Origin of the sequence: Kitasatospora sp. NPDC048194, assembly GCF_043202455.1 — a bacterium.
GTDB lineage: Bacteria > Actinomycetota > Actinomycetes > Streptomycetales > Streptomycetaceae > Kitasatospora.
Genome location: NZ_JBIDAK010000035.1, coordinates 39,114 through 56,379, shown reverse-complemented (window position 1 = coordinate 56,379; position 17,266 = coordinate 39,114). Strand labels below are relative to the sequence as shown.

Annotated in this window: 16 protein-coding genes; 5 read left to right on the top strand and 11 right to left on the bottom strand. The window is 73.7% G+C overall.

What is annotated here, in order from left to right:
• Nucleotides 1-158: 158 nt before the first annotated feature.
• The 11 genes from ACGF07_RS30150 to ACGF07_RS30100 form a co-directional block, all read right to left on the bottom strand.
• Nucleotides 159-1,892: an SDR family oxidoreductase gene (locus ACGF07_RS30150; protein ID WP_392903821.1), complete on the bottom strand. Its 1,734-nt coding sequence runs from the start codon at nt 1,890-1,892 to the stop codon at nt 159-161.
• On the bottom strand, nt 1,889-2,842 hold the full coding sequence (locus ACGF07_RS30145; protein WP_392903819.1) for a M24 family metallopeptidase: 954 nt from the start codon (nt 2,840-2,842) through the stop codon (nt 1,889-1,891). The genes ACGF07_RS30150 and ACGF07_RS30145 overlap by 4 nt, the downstream gene beginning before the upstream one ends.
• A gap of 13 nt (nt 2,843-2,855) precedes the next feature.
• Nucleotides 2,856-3,944 (bottom strand): PDR/VanB family oxidoreductase, encoded by a 1,089-nt coding sequence (locus tag ACGF07_RS30140; RefSeq protein ID WP_350749206.1) that lies wholly within the window; start codon nt 3,942-3,944, stop codon nt 2,856-2,858.
• A 54-nt stretch (nt 3,945-3,998) separates the two neighbouring features.
• Complete coding sequence (locus tag ACGF07_RS30135) at nt 3,999-4,913, bottom strand: metal-dependent hydrolase (RefSeq protein ID WP_392903816.1); 915 nt, start codon at nt 4,911-4,913, stop codon at nt 3,999-4,001.
• Between the two features lie 263 nt (nt 4,914-5,176).
• Nucleotides 5,177-5,956, bottom strand: a complete 780-nt coding sequence (locus tag ACGF07_RS30130; RefSeq protein ID WP_350749201.1) for an IclR family transcriptional regulator C-terminal domain-containing protein — start codon at nt 5,954-5,956, stop codon at nt 5,177-5,179.
• A gap of 379 nt (nt 5,957-6,335) precedes the next feature.
• Nucleotides 6,336-7,796: a catalase gene (locus ACGF07_RS30125; protein WP_392903815.1), complete on the bottom strand. Its 1,461-nt coding sequence runs from the start codon at nt 7,794-7,796 to the stop codon at nt 6,336-6,338.
• Between the two features lie 55 nt (nt 7,797-7,851).
• Nucleotides 7,852-9,126, bottom strand: coding sequence for an allantoicase (gene alc, locus ACGF07_RS30120; protein ID WP_392903812.1), 1,275 nt, complete (start codon nt 9,124-9,126; stop codon nt 7,852-7,854).
• A 27-nt stretch (nt 9,127-9,153) separates the two neighbouring features.
• The gene (gene allB, locus ACGF07_RS30115; protein WP_350745895.1) at nt 9,154-10,533 is read right to left on the bottom strand and encodes an allantoinase AllB; all 1,380 of its coding nucleotides are present in this window, start codon (nt 10,531-10,533) and stop codon (nt 9,154-9,156) included.
• Nucleotides 10,534-10,647: 114 nt separating this feature from the next.
• On the bottom strand, nt 10,648-11,790 hold the full coding sequence (locus ACGF07_RS30110) for a glycerate kinase (protein ID WP_392903809.1): 1,143 nt from the start codon (nt 11,788-11,790) through the stop codon (nt 10,648-10,650).
• A gap of 415 nt (nt 11,791-12,205) precedes the next feature.
• On the bottom strand, nt 12,206-13,099 hold the full coding sequence (locus ACGF07_RS30105; RefSeq protein ID WP_392903806.1) for a 2-hydroxy-3-oxopropionate reductase: 894 nt from the start codon (nt 13,097-13,099) through the stop codon (nt 12,206-12,208).
• 103 nt (nt 13,100-13,202) lie between these two features.
• On the bottom strand, nt 13,203-14,045 hold the full coding sequence (locus ACGF07_RS30100; protein ID WP_392903804.1) for a TIM barrel protein: 843 nt from the start codon (nt 14,043-14,045) through the stop codon (nt 13,203-13,205).
• A gap of 218 nt (nt 14,046-14,263) precedes the next feature.
• Here ACGF07_RS30100 and ACGF07_RS30095 point away from each other — a divergent pair, with 218 nt between their 5' ends.
• From ACGF07_RS30095 to pucL, 5 genes are all read left to right on the top strand, one after another.
• Nucleotides 14,264-14,509, top strand: a complete 246-nt coding sequence (locus ACGF07_RS30095; protein ID WP_392903853.1) for a thiamine-binding protein — start codon at nt 14,264-14,266, stop codon at nt 14,507-14,509.
• On the top strand, nt 14,506-14,886 hold the full coding sequence (locus tag ACGF07_RS30090; protein WP_350745883.1) for a helix-turn-helix domain-containing protein: 381 nt from the start codon (nt 14,506-14,508) through the stop codon (nt 14,884-14,886). Before ACGF07_RS30095 ends, ACGF07_RS30090 begins: the two co-directional genes overlap by 4 nt.
• A gap of 227 nt (nt 14,887-15,113) precedes the next feature.
• On the top strand, nt 15,114-15,617 hold the full coding sequence (uraD, locus tag ACGF07_RS30085) for a 2-oxo-4-hydroxy-4-carboxy-5-ureidoimidazoline decarboxylase (RefSeq protein ID WP_392903802.1): 504 nt from the start codon (nt 15,114-15,116) through the stop codon (nt 15,615-15,617).
• 115 nt (nt 15,618-15,732) lie between these two features.
• Nucleotides 15,733-16,068, top strand: coding sequence for a hydroxyisourate hydrolase (gene uraH, locus ACGF07_RS30080; RefSeq protein ID WP_350745877.1), 336 nt, complete (start codon nt 15,733-15,735; stop codon nt 16,066-16,068).
• A 30-nt stretch (nt 16,069-16,098) separates the two neighbouring features.
• A complete protein-coding gene (gene pucL, locus ACGF07_RS30075; protein ID WP_350745875.1) occupies nt 16,099-17,019 on the top strand; it encodes a factor-independent urate hydroxylase in 921 nt (306 codons plus the stop codon).
• Nucleotides 17,020-17,266 lie beyond the last annotated feature (247 nt).

The window sequence follows — 17,266 nt, the reverse complement described above, 5'->3', positions numbered from 1 at the left end:
TTCCCCTCGTGAGTTACCTGCCGGTAAGCCTAGGGGCGGCCCCCACCGGCTCCGAGCGGATTGGCAGGAAGCTGCAACGCCCGGTGCCGGCGGGGTCGTCGGGACGGCTGGGACCCCTGCGTCGGCAGGGGTCCCGGCGCCGCCGGGGGCGGGTGGCGTCAGGTCACGTTCAGGCGCGCCGCCAGTCGCAGCAGGCCGGGGCTGAGCCGGGAGAGCAGTCGGGCGGCCTTGGCCTCGGGGGTGACCGGGACAACGGCCTTGCCGGTCCGCACGGCGGTGACGATCGCCGCGGCGACCTTCTCGGGCGGGAAGCCGCGGCGGGCGTAGAGCCTGGCGGCCCGGGCCTGCTTGGCGGCCTGCTCGGCGGCGGTGGTCGCGGAGAAGGTGGAGGTGCGGGTGATGTTGGTGTTGACGATGCCCGGGCAGATGGTCGAGACGCCGATGCCGTGGCCGACGAACTCGGCGCGCAGGCAGTCGGAGAGCATGAACACCGCGGCCTTGCTGGTGGCGTAGGCGGTGAGGGCCTTGGCCGGGAGGTAGGCGGCGGCCGAGGAGACGTTGACGATGTGGCCGCCCTGGCCGCGGTCGGCCATCAGGGTGCCGAAGGCGCGGCAGCCGTGGATGACCCCCCAGAGGTTGACGTCCAGGACGCGCTGCCACTCCTTCTCGGTGGTCTGCAGGAAGGTCCCGGAGTGGCCGATGCCGGCGTTGTTGACCAGCACGTCCGGCACGCCGTGCTCGGCGGCGACGGTCTGCGCGAAGGCGTCCAGCGCGGCGCCGTCGGAGACGTCCACCCGGTAGGCGTGCGCGGGCGGGCCGATCAGCGAGGCGAGTTCGGCGGTGCGCTCGGCGGCCGCGAGGTCGAGGTCGCAGACCACCACCTCGGCGCCGTCCTCGGCGAAGGCCAGGGCGGTGGCCCGTCCGATGCCGCTGCCGCCGCCGGTGACGACCACCAGCCGGCCGTCGCCCTCGGCGGTCCGGGCCCCGCCGGCGGCCCCGGTCTCGATGCGGGCGGTGAACTCGCGGACCATCCCGGCCACCACGGCCCCCTTCTCCAGCAGCGCCGACCAGTGGCCGGCGTGCAGGGTGCGCCGGGTCAGCCTGGGCACCCAGCGCTCCAGGCCCTCGAAGAGGTGGGTGCCGACGTAGCGGTCCCGGGTGAGGGTGATCAGCTGGACCGGCACCTCCGTCGGCCGCTCGCGCGGACTGCCCATCGTCGGGCGGAAGTTGGCGCGGTACAGCTCGATGCCCCGGACCGCGTCGCGGCGCAGGGTGGGTTGCGGGTGGTCGGCGCGCGGGGTGACGCCCTCCAGGTCGCGCAGCACCCGCGGCCAGGCCCGGGCGAGGCCCAGGCGCCAGACGGCGGGGGCGAGGTAGGGCAGGTGGAAGGCCGTGATGTACCAGGAGTGCAGGCCCTGGTGGAGCAGCTGTCGGAGGTGGCGCGGGGTGGGGCGGCGCAGCCGGTGGCGCAGCCAGTGGCCCGTGTGGTCCAGGGACGGCCCGGAGATGGTGGTGTACGAGGCGATCCTGCGCTCGGCGCCGGGCGCGGTGACGGCCTCCCAGGACTGGATCGAACCCCAGTCGTGGGCGAGCAGGTGCACCGGGCGCTCCGGGCTGACCGCGTCGGCGACGGCGAACAGATCGGCCGCGAGCTGCTCCAGCCGGTAGCCGTCCCGGTCGGCGGGCACGCCGGACTCGCCGGCGCCGCGCACGTCGTAGCGGACCACGTGGTGGTCGCGGGCGAGGTCGGCGGCGACGTCGTCCCAGACGGCGTGGGTGTCCGGGTAGCCGTGCACCAGGAGGACGGTCGGGGCGTCCGGGTCGCCCTGCTCGAAGACGGCGAGCGGGAGGCCGCCGGAGTGGACGGTCCGGCGGCGGGTCGGGGTCGTCATCGGGTGGCCTCCTGGGGGGTCGGCCCGTCGTGGGCCGGCCCGTCGTCGGTCGACTGGGTGTCCGCCCGTCCGGCGGTGGCCGACCGGGTGTCGGCAGGCTCGATGGTGGCCGAGTCGTCGGTGGCGGTCCAGCGGCGGACGTGCGGGAGGTCGTCATCGAGCCAGTGGGCGTCGTCCTCGGTGACGACCAGCAGTTCCTCGAACTTGATGCCCACGCCGCGGAAGGCGATGTGCGGCTCGACCGCCCACAGGCCCGGAGTGGGCGCGTGCCGGGACGACCGGCCGTCCGCCCACAGCGGTGAGCGGCCGTGCAGGCGCTCGGTGACGAGTTCGCGGCCGAGGGTCTGGAGGGTGCGCACGCCGAAGCCGAGGACGTTCACCCCGGCCGGACCGCGGGCGGTGGCGCGGGTGACCTGGTGGCCGATCACCCGGCCCGGGTAGACCTGGTGGCGGTTGTCGTAGCCGTGCGCGGCGAGCTGGGCGTCCACGGCCGCGTACACCTCGGCGAGCGGCTTGCGGGCGCGCACCTCGGCGAGGATCAGTTCGCGGTAGACCCGGAGGTCGGCGGCCAGGCGGTCCCACACCCGGTTCTCGCCGACCTTCCCGCCGTAGCCGATGTCGGCGGTGTAGCCGTCCACGACGGGCGCGCAGTCCAGCACGTACGGCATGCCCTCCGCCAGGCGGCGGTTGCCGGCGAAGAACTGCAGCGGGGTGTGGAAGTGCCGGAAGGCGGTGCGGTCGCCGAACCAGGCGAAGGGGACGTGGAAGAAGTCCTGCACCCCGGCGGCGACCAGGCGGCGGCGCAGCTCGGCGGTGGTCTGCCGCTCGGTGACGCCCGGTTCGATCCAGGCGGCGACCTCCTCGGCGCAGTGGTAGGCGAGTTGCTGGGTCTCGCGGAAGCGGGCGAGATCGCGCTCGGTGTAGCGGAAGGCGGGGGTCGCTTTCGCCATGGCAGGACTCCTTCTACAGGTCGAGCACGAGGGTCTCGCCCTCGGCGGCCCGGGAGACGCAGGGCAGCAGGGCGCCGGCGGCGCGCTGTTCGGGGGTGAGGCGGCGGTCCCGGTGGTCGGCCGCGCCGGACAGCAGGCGGACCTCGCAGGTGCCGCAGAAGCCCTGGTGGCAGGAGTACGGGAGGTCCGGGCGGGTCTCGCGCAGCACGTCCAGCGCGGAGCGGTCGGCGGGGACGTCCAGGGTCGGGCCGTCGGCGCCGATCCGGACGGCGAAGGGCCGTCCGTCGGTGATCGGGGCGGCGCCGAAGCGTTCGAAGTGCAGGGCGGACGCGTGGGAGCCGTCCAGTGCCCGCTGGACGGCGGCCAGCATCGGGGCCGGGCCGCAGCAGTAGACGGCGGCGCCGCGCGGGGCGTGGGCGAGCAGTTCGGCGCCGGTGGGGACGCCGCCGTGCTCGTCGTCGGTGCGCAGCACGACGCGGTGCGGGTCGAGGGCGCGCAGCTCGTCCGCGTAGGGAAGGGTGTCGGCGCTGCGTCCGACGTGCACGAGGCGCCAGTCCAGGCCGTGGCGCCGAGCCTCCCGGGCCATCGGCAGGAGCGGGGTGATGCCGATTCCGCCGGCGAGCAGCAGGACGGCGGGCTCGGCGCAGAAGGCGAAGCCGTTGCGCGGGCTGCGGGCGGTGAGCCGGGTGCCGGGGTGGAGGGTGTCGTGGATCTCGACGGAGCCTCCGCCGCCTGCGGGCAGCCTGCGCACGGCGATCCGGTAGCGGTGGCGGTCGGCGGGGTCGCCGGTGAGCGAGTAGTGGCGCTCGCGGCCGGAGGGCAGGGCGAGGCGCAGGTGGGCGCCGGGCTGCCAGGGCGGGAGCGGGCCGCCGGAGGGGTCGGCGAGGTCCAACTCGACGACGTCGGAGACCACGTCCCGGCGGGCGGCGACGACCAGTCGCAGCGGCGGGGTGGGGCGGCTGTACGGGCGGCGGGGGCTGCGGCGCAGCAGTGGGCCGCCGAGGGCCGGGGAGTAGCGGTCGCCGAAGGCGGTGAGGAAGCGCATGAAGGCGTCGGCGCGGGGGCGGCCGTAGAGGTCGGGCGGCGGGGTGCGGAGGTCCATCCGGGCGGGTCCTTGGGAGAGGCGGGGCGGGGACGCGGTCGTCGGGTGGGGCCCTCAGCGCCCGGCGGCGGCGCGGGCGGCCGGGGAGGTGGCGAGGTAGCCCAGCGCCTGGCTGGACGAGCCCTCCTGGGTGGGGTGGTAGCCCGGCCGCAGGTAGCGCAGGCCGGAGCGGATCGACCGGACCGGGTCGGGCAGCAGTCCGCGCCTGGCGATCCGCCCCGCCTCGCGCCAGGTCGGCTTGAGCCGCCCCCGGAGCGTCGGGTCGGCGGCCAGCAGGAAGCGGGCGCCGCGCACCCAGAGGTGGACGAGCAGCGGCCCGGACACCAGCATTCCGCGCACCCGGCGCAGGTACCCCGGGTCCAGGTGGACCATCAGGTCGAAGGCGACGCTGCGGTGCTCGACCTCCTCGGCGCCGTGCCAGCGCAGCAGGTCGAGCATCGTCGGGTCGGCCTCGGCCCGGTCCAGGCCCGGGGAGTTGAGGGCCCAGTCGCCGAGGAATGCGGTGAAGTGCTCGATCGCCGCGACGAAGGCGACCCGCTCGATGACGTTCTCCCGGCGCCGGGCGGGTGACAGCCCGGGCTTGTCGCCCAGGACCCGCTGGAACAGCCAGGCGATCTGCCGGACGTACGGGCGCGGGTCGAGGCCCTGGGCGAGGAGGTGGTCCAGGACTTCCTGGTGCGCCTCGGCGTGGATGGCCTCCTGCCCGATGAACCCGAGCACCTCCTCGCGCAGTTGCTCGTCGCGGATGAGCGGCAGCGCCTCCTTGAACACCTTGACGAACCAGCGCTCGCCCTCGGGCAGCAGCAGGTGCAGCACGTTGATGACGTGGGTGGCCATCGGCTCGTCCGGGATCCAGTGCAGCGGCAGTCCGGTCCAGTCGAAGCGGACGTCCCGGGGCTCCAGGACGAGGCTGTCGTGCACGCGCGCCGCGGGGGCGGCGAGGGCGGGGACGGGGGTGGATCGGGGCATGGCAGGCCCTCCTGACCTGGGAGCGGCGGCTCGGCTCAGGGAAACGTACTCGCCGGTAGGGGCGGCGACAAGGGTTTCGGAGCCTCTTATCGACATCGGGTCTAATAAGTGGTGTGCACCGGGAGGCGCCCTCGGAAACCCCCGGGGCCGGAAAGCACGCGGGCCCCGCCGGACGGTCGGTGTCCGGCGGGGCCCGTCGAGCGGGGTGCGGCCGTGCGGGTGCGGCGGTGCGGGGTGCGGCGGTGCGGGTGCGGCTCGGGACCTCAGACCGCCATCGCCAGCATCAGCGGCGCCGCCCGGGCCGCCAGCAGCTCGGCGGCGGCCTTCAGCTTGTGGATGTTGTCCACCGGCATCGAGGTGGCCAGGCAGCCGACCGTGGTGCCCGCGGTGATCGGCACCGCCGCGCACACCGTGCCGAGCGCGTACTCCTGGATGTCCAGCACCGGCACGGTGGCCGGCTGCCGCTCCAACCGGTGCATCAGCTGGTCGGCGTCGGTGACCGTACGGGAGGTGAGCCGGGCGACGGGGTGCCGGGAGAGGTGGTCGCGCCGGCCGTCCACGTCCAGCTGACTGAGCAGGCACTTGCCTATCGCGCTGGCGTGCGCGGTGGCGCGGAAGTCCACCCACTCCTGCACGGCGGGCGCGTGGTCGGCCGCCGAGACCGCCTCGACCGACAACTCCCCGTCGTGGTACCGGCCGAAGTACACCGCAGCGCCCAACTCGTCCCGGAGTTCGGCCAGTTTGCGGTTCAGCCTGGCCTTCACCAGCTGCTCCCGGTTGTGCTGCCCGAGCAGGGCGAAGGTGCCGCCGAGCACCCAACCGCCGTCCTGGCACTGGAGGTAGCCCTCGATCTCCAGGAGTTCGGCGAGCCGCCGGACGGTCGGCAGGCCGAGCGAGGTCTCCCGGGCGAGCGCGACCAGGGTGGCGCCGTCAGGGTGCCGGTCGACGGCCTCCAGCAGTCTGAGGGCGTACTGCAGGGAGGTGAACGGGCCGGTCGGGCCCTGGTCCAGCGCGGCGTGACGACCCGGGGCTGGTGTCGACATGTCGTCCCCTTCCGATGTCCCCCCACGGAGCGACCGCGGGCAGGCCTCAGCCTATCCACCCGGCGGCTCCGGCAACTGCTGTCCGTGAATATCCGTGAACATTCCGTGGAGCAGCTGCCGGTCGGACGGTGACGGGAGCGCCGGCGCACCCCCGGCGGGCGCCACTCCGGTCCCACCGGACGACTCGGGCCGACTCCGGATACCTCCGGACACCTCCGGACACCTCCGGACGACTCCGGCCGCACGACGCCCGCGGGCCCCTCCCCCACTGCCCAGGGGGGAGGGGCCCGTCGAGCGGCCGCCGGGGTGCGGGCCCCGGCGGCCGGTGAGGGTGCGGAAGGGTCGGTGCGTCAGTCGGTCCCCGGCCGCCGGCCGGGGCTCAGCCCTCGTCGCCCGCGCGGAGCTTGGCGACGGCGGCGGCGAGCCGGGCGCCGTACTCCGCGTCGGCCGCGTGGAAGTGGGCCAGGTTCTTCTCCACCACGTCGTCCCGGGTCACCTGCGCCAGGGAGCCCGCGATGTTGTTGATCAGCCGGGCCTTCTCGCCCTCCGACATCAGCCGGTACAGCTCGCCGGCCTGGAAGAAGTCGTCGTCCTTGGTGTGGGCCGGCGTGGTGTAGGTGCCGGTGTGGCCGCTCACCCTGACCGGGGCGGCGAGCGCGGCGTCGCTCTGGGCCGGGCCGTCGTAGGAGTTGGGCTCGTAGTTCTTGCCGCGGCCGGCGCTGTTGACGGCCATCAGGCCGTCCCGGCCGTAGTTGTTCGCCTCGGTGGCGCGCGGGGCGTTCACCGGCAGCTGGGTGTGGTTGACGCCGAGGCGGTAGCGCTGGGCGTCGGCGTAGGCGAACAGGCGGCCCTGGAGCATCTTGTCGGGGGACGGCCCGATGCCGGGAACGAAGTTGTTCGGCGAGAACGCGGACTGCTCGACCTCGGCGAAGACGTTCTCCGGGTTGCGGTTGAGCACCAGGCGGCCGACCTTGACCAGCGGGTAGTCGGCGTGCGGCCACACCTTGGTGAGGTCGAAGGGGTTGAAGCGGTAGTCCGCGGCCTCGGCGACCGGCATCAGCTGGACGTAGAGCGTCCAGGACGGGAACACCCCGCGCTCGATGGCCTGGTGCAGGTCGCGCTGGTGCGAGTCGGCGTCGGCGCCGACCACCTCGGCGGCCTGGTCGCCGTCCAGGCAGCGGATGCCCTGGTTGGTCTTGAAGTGGTACTTCACCCAGTAGGCCTCGCCCTCGGCGTTGACCCACTGGTAGGTGTGCGAGCCGTAGCCGTTCATGTGGCGGTACGAGGCGGGGATGCCGCGGTCGCCGAACAGCCAGGTGATCTGGTGGGTCGAGGCCGGCGAGTGCGCCCAGAAGTCCCAGACGTTGTCCGCCTCCTGCACGCCGGTGTACGGGTCGCGCTTCTGGGAGTGGATGAAGTCGGGGAACTTGATCGGGTCCTTGATGAAGAACACCGGGGTGTTGTTGCCGACGAGGTCGTAGTTGCCGTCCTCGGTGTAGAACTTCACCGCGAAGCCGCGGGGGTCGCGCACCGCGTCGTTGGCGCCCAGGTTGCCGGCCACGGTCGAGAAGCGCAGGAAGACCTCGGTGCGCTTGCCGACCTCGGACAGGAACGCCGCCCGGGTGTACTTCGACACCTCGTCGGTGACCTCGAAGTAGCCGTACGCGCCGGAGCCGCGGGCGTGCACGACGCGCTCCGGGATGCGCTCGCGGTTGAACCGGGCCAGCTTCTCCAGCAGGTGCTGGTCCTGGATCAGCAGCGGACCGTACTCACCGGCCGAGGCCGAGTTCTGGTTGTCGGCGACCGGGGCGCCGGACTCCGTGGTCAGGATCTTGGACATGGAGGGTCCTTCAGGTGTCGAAAAGGCGGTGCGTGGAGAGGGGTGGGCGGCGGGCTCAGACGCCGAGCAGGCGCCAGAGCGCCGACCGGCGGCGGGCCGAGTGCTCGCCGTCGGGCCCGTCGGCCGGCCGGAGGTCGGCGACCGCGGCGGTGGCGGCGGCCGGGTCCGCCAGCGGGCGGGCGGCGGCCAGCGCGGCGGCCTCCTCCGCGGTCAGGCCGGCCTCGGTGAGCGCGGCCGCGGCCTCGGCGGCGGGAAGGGCGTTGAACCAGCGCAGCGCGAGGGCCGCGCGGCCGGCCTCGGTGAGGCGGCCGGTGAGCCGGAGGCGGGCGACGCCGCCGTCCGGGTAGACGTTCATCCGCACGTGGGTCACCGGGCGGCCCACGTCCAGCCGGAACCGGTGCCGGGTGTCGGGCTGGAGGCGGGTGCGGGGCAGGATCTCGAACCACTCGCCCTCGGCCGGTGTCTGCGAAGGCGCAGCCTGTCCGGCCGAGGCGTCGAAGCCGAGCAGGTCGGCCCAGCCGGGGGCGTTGGCGACGAAGTGGGTGGTGTCCACCTCGGCGGCCAGGACCTCGCCGCCCCCGGCCAGGGCGATCTGCACCCAGTCGTTGGCCTTGTCGCGCCGACGCCGGGTCTCCCAGCCCTCGCCCATGACGGAGGCGCGGCCGGGAGCGTTCAGGTTGTGCGGGGAGGAGAAGTAGCGGTCGGAGGCCGCCTCCGCGACGCCGCCGTACTCCTGGGCGGCCAGGTCGAAGGTGAGGCCGTCCAGTTCGCGCGGGTCGGGCAGCACCTCGCCGTGCACCCGGAGCCGGGCGACGCCGCCGTCCGGGAAGATGTTCAGCCGTACGTGGGTGTAACGGGTGCCGTCCTGGACGGTGAACTCGTGGGCAGTGTCGCCCCGGAGCGGGGTGCGCGGCAGGATGACCGTCCACTCGGCGTCCTGGAGCTCCTCGGGCGAGGGGTGCCCGGGGACGGAGGCGGCCTCGACCGAGGCGCTCTCCGGGTAGTTGCCGGTGAAGTGCGCGGTGTCGACGATCAGGCCGCGGATCACGCCGCCGACGCCGAGCCGGACGATCGCCCAGTCGTGGTCCTGGTCGGTGGGGTGCGGCTGGTCGGCGGAGACGCCGCGCCGGCGCTTGGACTCCCAGCCGTCCATGATCTGGCCCTTGTGGCCGAAGGTGTGCGGACGGAACTCGGCGGGCTTGGCGACCAGCAGGTTCTCCGCGTCCGCGAAGGTGTCCTCGTTGGTGGCGACGACGCCCGCGCCGAGCAGCCGGGAGGCCAGGTTGACCAGCTCGGTGAAAGGAGCGCTCGGGGTGTCGGCAGTGGTCACTGACTCTCCTCGGGAGACGGTGTCGGTTCAGGAAGCGTTGTCGGTACGGGAGTCGGCGGGCCGGGTCAGCTGGCGGCCGAAGGGCAGCCCGCCGGTGTCCACCGCGCGGCCGCGCAGCCAGGTGGTGCGCACGGCGCCGGTCAGCGTCCTCCCCGCGTACGGCGTGACCGGATTGCGGTGGTGCAACTCGGCGGGGTGGACCGCGAACTCACCGTCGGGGTCGAAGGCGACCAGGTCGGCGTCGCGGCCCGGCGCGATGGCGCCCTTGGTGCCGGTGAGGCCGACCAGTTCGGCCGGTCCGGCGGACATCCAGCGCACCACGTCGGCCAGGGTGTGACCGCGGCGTCGGGCCTCGGTCCAGATCGCCGGCAGGCCCAGCTGCAGCGAGGCGATGCCGCCCCAGGCGGCCGCGAAGTCGCCGCTCCCGCCGTACTCCGGCAGCAGCTTGAGGTCCGGGGTGGACGGCGAGTGGTCGGAGACGACGGCGATGAACTCCCCGGCGGCCAGGGCCTGCCAGAGCGCGTCCCGGTTGGCCTCGTCGCGGATCGGCGGGCAGCACTTGAACGCGGTGTCGCCGTCCGGCACCTCCTCGGCCGCGAGCGTCAGGTAGTGCGGGCAGGTCTCGGCCGTCACCTGGACGCCGTCCTCCCGGGCCCGGCGCAGCAGCGGCAGCACGGCCGCCGAGGAGACGTGCAGGATGTGCACCCGGGCGCCGGTGCGGCGGGCCGTGTCGAGCAGGTGGGCGACGGCCGCGGTCTCCGCGTCGGCCGGGCGGGAGGCGAGGAAGTCCCGGTAGTCGGCGCCGGGCCGCTGCGGCGCGGCGGCCAGCACGGCGGCGTCCTCGGCGTGGATGATCGCCAGCGCGCCGAGGCGGGCCTGCTCGGCCAGCGCGGCCTCCAGGTCGGCGCCCTCGACGTGCGGGAACTCGTCCACGCCGGAGGGGGAGAGGAAGCTCTTGAAGCCGAACACGCCCTCGCGGTGGAGCGGTTCGAGGTCGGGAACGTTGCCGGGGACGGCGCCGCCCCAGAAGCCCAGGTCGACCCAGGCCTGGCCCTCGGCGGTCTTCCGCTTGACGGCCAGCCCGTCCGCCGTGGTGGTGGGCGGCACGGAGTTGAGCGGCATGTCGATGATCGTGGTGACGCCGCCGGCCGCGGCGGCCCGGGTGGCGGTGGCGAAGCCCTCCCACTCGGTGCGGCCGGGCTCGTTGACGTGCACGTGGGTGTCGACCAGGCCGGGCAGCAGGGCGGTGTCGCCGAGGTCGACGAGTTCGCCGTCGCCGACCGGAAGCGATCCGTACTCGGCGACCTGCTCGATCCTCCCGTCCCGGATCAGCACGTCCGCGGGACGCTCGCCGTCGGGCAGCACGGCCCGGCGGGATCGGATCACCGACGGCTGGCTGAAAGGCATGGGAGACCTCCGAAACCTGGGAGTTGGGGGTGGTGGAACACGGGTGGAGGCGAAGGATTGCCCGGAGCCTAGGCCTGCCTTCAACAAAACGTCAATGGAGGAACGTACGAGGGCTCAGCCCGCCAGCATCTCCCCGGCCAGGCGCTCCCCCGCGACCTCGGCCAGCTCGCCGGCCCTGGTCAGGCTCTCCCCCGGCTGCTCGGCCAGGTCGGTGAGCGCGACCGCGGCGGTGAACCCGGCCGCGCGCCACTCGGGCTCGGAGAGCTCCAACCGGCCGGCCACGGCAGCCACCCGAACCCCCGCCCGGGCGGCCGCCGCGGCGACTCCGGCGGGGGCCTTGCCGTGGAGCGTCTGAGCGTCCAGGCAGCCCTCGCCGGTCACGACGAGGCGTGCCCCACGCACGGCCTCGTCGAAACCCAGCAGTTCGAGCAGGAGCTCGATACCGGGTCGCATGGTGGCGCCGAGCAGGGCGAGGGCCGCGAAGCCCACCCCGCCCGCGGCCCCGGCGCCGGGGGCCTCCCGCAGGTCCCGGCCGGTGGCCGCGGCGACCTGGTCCGCGAAGCGGGCCAGGCCCGCCTCCAGCACCACCAGGTCCTCGCCGTCGGCGCCCTTCTGCGGGCCGTAAACGGCGGCGGCGCCGCGCGGCCCGAGCAGCGGGTTGTCCACGTCGCAGGCCACCACCAGCTCGACCCCGGTCAGCAGCTCGGCCAGCCGGCCGAGGTCGACCCGCTCGAGCCTGCGCAACGCGGCCCCGCCGGGGGGCAGTTCGGTGCCGTCGGCGTCCAGCAGGCGCACCCCGAGCGCCTGCACCATGCCGGCGCCGCCGTCGGTGCCGGCGCTGCCGCCGAGGCCGAGCACGATCCGCTTGGCGCCCAGGGAGACGGCCCGGCCGATCAGCTGTCCGACGCCGTAGGAGCCGGCCACCAGCGGGGCCGTCCGGCCGCCGGGCAGCCGGGCGAGTCCGGAGGCCTGGGCGAGCTCGACCACGGCGGTGTCGTCGCGGACGGCCAGCGCGGCGTCCACCGGCAGGCCGGTCGGCCCGGCCACCTTGGCCGGGACCCGGGTGAATCCGGCGGCGAGCGCGGCGGCCAGGGTGCCCTCGCCGCCGTCGGCGACGGGCAGCTCGCGCACCTCGGTGCCGGGCGCGGCGCGGCGGATGCCCGCGGCGATCCGGGCGGCGACCTCGGCACCCTCCAGGGTGCCCTTGAACTTGTCCGGAGCTACGACCACATGGCCCTGGTGGGGGGTGGGGGGCATGGCGTGGTCCTCACTTCCGTACGGGGTCCGCGGTGGTTCGTCAAGCATCGGTCCGGTGGCCCGGGGGCGCCAGGGCCCCCGGGTGGGGGGCGACCCCCGCCCGGGTGGTGGCGGTGCGGCCACCACCCGGACGGCGGTGCGACCCCCTCCCCGCCGTTCCCCTCGTCCCGCTTCCGACGTACGAGGGGCTCCCCTCGGCGGGGAGGGGGCCGGGCGACGCGCGTGGCACGACCGAAGTGCCCCCGGGGGAGGGTGGCGCGTCACCGGCTGGGTCGACCGGCGGGCGGGCGGATGAGCCCCGGCCCGCACGCCGGTCGGGTCTGGCCTCCTGGCGGCGCGGGCACGACCGGATCAGGTACACGCCGCCAGGAGGAGTTCAGGGCCGGGGGCTCCGCTCGGGGAGCCCCCGGGGGTGCTACTTGACCTCGCGGCCGGAGAGCCGCTCGACGCCGCGCAGCAGCGCCGAGTGGTCGAGCGAGCCGTCGCCGTTGGCCCGGGCGGAGGCGACCAGCTGGGCCACCACGGCGCCGACCGGCAGCGCGGCGCCCACGGCGCGGGCGGCGTCGGTGACGATGCCCATGTCCTTGTGGTGCAGGTCGATCCGGAAGCCGGGGGCGAACTCGCGGTTGAGCATGTTCGCCTTCTTGCGGTTGAGCACGGTGGAGCCTGCCAGGCCGCCGCCGAGCACGTCGAGCGCGGCGGCGAGGTCGACACCGGCGTTCTCCAGGAACACCACGGCTTCGGCGAGCACCTGGATGTTGACCGCGACGATCAGCTGGTTGGCGGCCTTGACGGTCTGGCCGGCGCCGGCGGGGCCGACGTGGACGACCGTGGTGCCGAGCGCGTCGAACAGCGGCTTGGCCTCGGCGAAGTCCTCCGCCGCGCCGCCGACCATGATCGACAGCACTGCCTCGATCGCGCCGGCCTCGCCGCCGGAGACCGGGGCGTCCAGGGCGCGCACGCCCTTCTCCTGGGCGGCCTTGCCGACCTTGATCGAGGTCTGCGGGGTGATCGAGGACATGTCGATCACCAGGGTCCCGGCCTTGACGTTCTCCAGGACGCCGCCCTCGCCGAGGATGACCGCCTCGACGTGCGGGTCGGCCGGGACCATGGTGATGACGACCTCGGCGTCCTTCACCGCGTCCGCGATGCTGGCGGCGCCCTGGCCGCCGGCCGCGACGACGGCGTCGATCGACGCCTGGGAGAGGTCGAAGCCGGTCACCTGGTGGCCGGCCTTGACCAGGTTGACGGCCATGGGCTTGCCCATGATGCCGAGGCCGACGAAGGCAATCTTGCGGGAGGCGCTCATCGCGTCGAGTTCCTTACGTGTGCGGGGTGGGTGGTGGCTCGCCGGGCGGCGCGGGCGGGCCGGACTGCCGGTCGGTGCGGGCGGACCGCGCGACCGGGCGGCGCTACCGGGCGGCGCGCAGCTCGCGCGGCAGCCAGCCGAAGCTGTCGGCGCTGACGCCGGTGGAGGGGCGGTACTCCAGACCGATCGAGCCGGTGTAGCCGGCGGCGCTGAGCCGGGCGAACAGGTCCTCGAAGTCCAGCCCGCCGGTGCCGGGCTCGTTGCGGCCCGGGTTGTCGGCGATCTGCACGTGGCCGATCCGGTCGGCGTGGGTGTCGATGACCGCCGCGAGGTCCTCGCCGTTCATGGCCAGGTGGTACAGGTCGCAGAGGAACTTCGCGTTCCCCAGGCCGGTCGCGGCGTTGACCCTGTCGACCACCTCGACCGCGGCGACGGCGGAGACCAGCGGGTAGTCCGGGGACTCGGTCCGGTTGAGCGCCTCGATCAGCAGGACGGCGCCGATCCCGTGCGCGGCCCGGGCGGCGAGCACCAGGTTCTCCAGCGCCAGGGCGTCCTGCTCGGCCGGGTCGACGCCCTCGACCCGGTTGCCGTACAGCGCGTTGAGCGCGGTGGCACCGAGCGAGGAGGCGAGCTCGGCGGCGACGGGGACGTTGGCCCGGAACCGCTCCTTCTCGGAGGGCACCGAGACGGTACCGCGGGCGCCCTGGGTCAGGTCGTCCAGGAAGTTGAGGCCGGTGAGCCGGACCCCCGCATCGCTGAAGGCCTTGCGCAGCGCGTCCAGTTCGGCCCGGGACGGCTCGTGCTCGGTGCCGAAGGGCCACCAGAGCTCGGCCGCCGTGAAGCCGGCCGCGGCGGCCGCGGCGGGGCGTTCCAGCAGCGGGAGTTCGCTGAACAGGATCGACAGGTTGACCGTGAAGCCGTGCTTGGCAGCCGCCGTCACGTCCATCACCTCTCACTCTCTCTTCCTTCATCCGCAACTTCCACGATCCGGAAGAGGGATTCTGTGTGGTGGAAGCATCTCCGGCCCGGCGAGCGGGTGTCAAGGGTGCCGCAACATTTTGTTGAAGCCGCCGGGTCGGGCCCGCCGGCCGGGCTAGCGGCTGTTCGATCACCCAGGCCCTGCCCGCCGCCACCCCCGCTCGATACAGTGAGGACGTGCGATTGATGGTGGAGTTCACGACAGAACCGTTCGAACTGGACACGTTCCCCGAGCACGCCGCCGCGGCCCGCAAGGTCGTCGACGAGGCCGGCCTGGACGTGTCCGTCGGCCCCTTCGGGACCGGCGCCGAGGGCGAGGCCGAGCAGGTCCTCGCCGCGGTGACCCGGCTACTGCGGGAGACCCTGGACTCCGGAGCGACCCGGATCTCCGTCCAGGTCAGCGTCTTGGGCGAGGAGGGCGGTACGCCGTGACCGAGCACGTGGATCACCCGCTCGCCGCGGCGGTCAAGCCGCTGCTGGACGCGGTCGGCGCGACGCCCGTCCCGCTGGACGAGGCGAAGTCCGAGGACGTCGTCCTGGAGTGGGAGGGCACCCCGGCCCTGGCCGTCCGGCTGCCGCACCTGAGCAGCGCGCTGGACCGGCTGCTGGCCGAGATGGCCCGCCAGTTCGACGGCCGGCCGCTGGCCGAGCTGGACCGCTGGGAGAAGCAGCGGGTCGTCGCCCTCCTGGAGGAGCGCGGCGCCTTCACCGTCCGCCACGGCGTCGAGACGGTCGCCTCGGCGCTCGGCGTCAGCCGCTTCACGGTGTACAACTACCTCAACCGCCAGGACGGCACGAAGCCCTCCTGAGGGCGGGCGGCCCCCTCGACGAGAAGGCGGCCCTCCGAGCGAGTGACCCCGCCCCCGGACAGTGTGGATCGCCCCGGGGCGGGGCACACTTGGCGAATCGCACACGAAAGGGCCCGGCATCGCGGGTCGGTTCAAAACGTAACCACCAACCGTTCAACAAACTGTTGACGGCTGGGTGGGGTCGATCTAGCTTTTCCGGGTGGCACCACTCTTCAGGAGGTCCACTCGTGACCAACCACCCCCACGCCCTCGAGTCCCTGGCCGCGGCCGATGCCGCCGAGCTGGAGGACATCCTGCTGGACGTCTGCTCCAGCCCCCGCTGGGCCGCCGCCGTCGCGGCGGCCGGCCCCTGGTCCAGCCGTGAGGCCCTGCTCGCCGCCAACGCGGCGGCGATGGCCGAGCTGACCGACGCGGACCTGCGCGACGCGATGGCCGGCCACGCCCGGATCGGACAGCCCAAGGCGGGCGACGCCACCTCCGAGCGCGAGCAGGCCGGCATCCAGGGCGTGGACCAGGCGCTCCTCGACGAACTGCGCGAGGCCAACGCCGCCTACGAGGCGAAGTTCGGCCACGTGTTCCTGATCTGCGCGACCGGCCGCACCGCGGCCACCATGCTCGCCGCCCTGCGGGAGCGCCACCCCAACGACCCGGCCACCGAGGCGGAGATCGTCCGGGGCGAACTGCGCAAGATCAACGACATCCGGCTCAACCGCCTCCTCGACGGCAACTGACGCATCGTCAAGAATGCCTCGCGGACCGGTGCACGCCGGCCGGTCGCCGCGTCGTCGCCTCCTTCCCGGCGACCGACGCACCATCACCTCTGCCATCAGTAAGGTCACCTCACCCATGACTGGCATCTCCACCCACGTGCTCGACACCAGCCTCGGCCGCCCGGCCGAGGGCGTCCCGGTCGAGCTCGCACTGCACACCGAGGGTGGCTGGCAGGTGCTCGGCACCTCCGCCACGGACTCCGACGGCCGGGTCAAGGACCTCCCGGCCGTGGAGGCGGGCTCGGTCGTCCGGCTGCTCTTCGACACCGGCGCGTACTACGCGCTCAAGTCCGCGGAGCCGCCGTTCTTCCCCGAGGTCTCGATCGTCTTCACGGTCGCGCCCGCGCAGCACCACTACCACGTGCCGCTGCTGCTGAACCCGTTCGGATACTCGGTCTACCGCGGAAGCTAGTAGACCGACCTGGAAGCTTAGGAGCCTGTCATGGCCCACGTGCTCGGTCAGAACCAGTACGGCAAGGCGGAGAACCGCATCGTCCGGGTCTACCGCGACTCCACCCGCCACGAGATCAAGGACCTCAACGTCTCGGTCTCCCTCCAGGGCGAGTTCGAGGACGTCCACCTCACCGGGTCCAACGCCAACTGCCTTCCCACCGACACCACCAAGAACACCGTCTACGCCTTCGCCAAGGAGTACGGGATCGAGTCGGCCGAGGCCTTCGGCATCGTGCTGGCCCGGCACTTCGTCGACGACACCGAGCGCGGCGTCGTGCACAGCGCCCGGATCCGGATCGAGGAGTACGCCTGGGACCGGATCAAGACGCCGGACAACTCGGCCCGCTTCATCGGCTCGGAGGAGGTCGGCCACTCCTTCGTCCGCAACGGCCAGGAGACCCGCACCACCGAGGTGGTCTACGACGGCGAGAAGGTCCAGGTCATCTCCGGCCTGAAGGACCTCATCGTCATGAACTCCACCAACTCGGAGTTCTGGGGCTACATCAAGGACCGCTACACCACCCTGCAGGAGGCGTACGACCGCATCCTCGCCACCCAGGTCACCGCCCGCTGGAAGTACGGCTACAGCGGCCGCGACGGCGAGGCCCAGCCCAACTGGAACCGCTCCTACACCCACGTGAAGCGGCACCTGCTGGAGGCGTTCGCCGAGACCTACTCCTACTCGCTGCAGCAGACCCTGCACTCGATGGGCACCCGGGTCCTCAACAACCGCGCCGAGGTGGACGAGGTACGCCTCGAGCTGCCCAACAAGCACCACTTCCTCGTCGACCTGGAGCCCTTCGGCCTCAAGAACGAGAACGAGGTCTACTACGCCGCGGACCGCATGTACGGCCTGATCGAGGGCACCGTGCACCGCGAGGGCGTCGTCCCGGTCATCCCGGTCGTCTGACCTCCCCGCCCGACCGCAAGGACTCCGCCCGGAGTCGCCGCACCCACCGGCCCCCGACGGGCCGGTCGAGTCCGGGCGAGCGCACCGCCGGCACCACGAGCAGTACCCGCAGTTCCATGCACCACCTGTTTCTCCACCCCCACCCACCGGAGTTCGTGTTCGCCTCGCGGCGGCCGGCCCGGGGCACTGGAGAAGCGTCCCGAGGGATCCTTGCTCCGCCGTCCCGCCCTCGGGAGGTCTCCAGCGC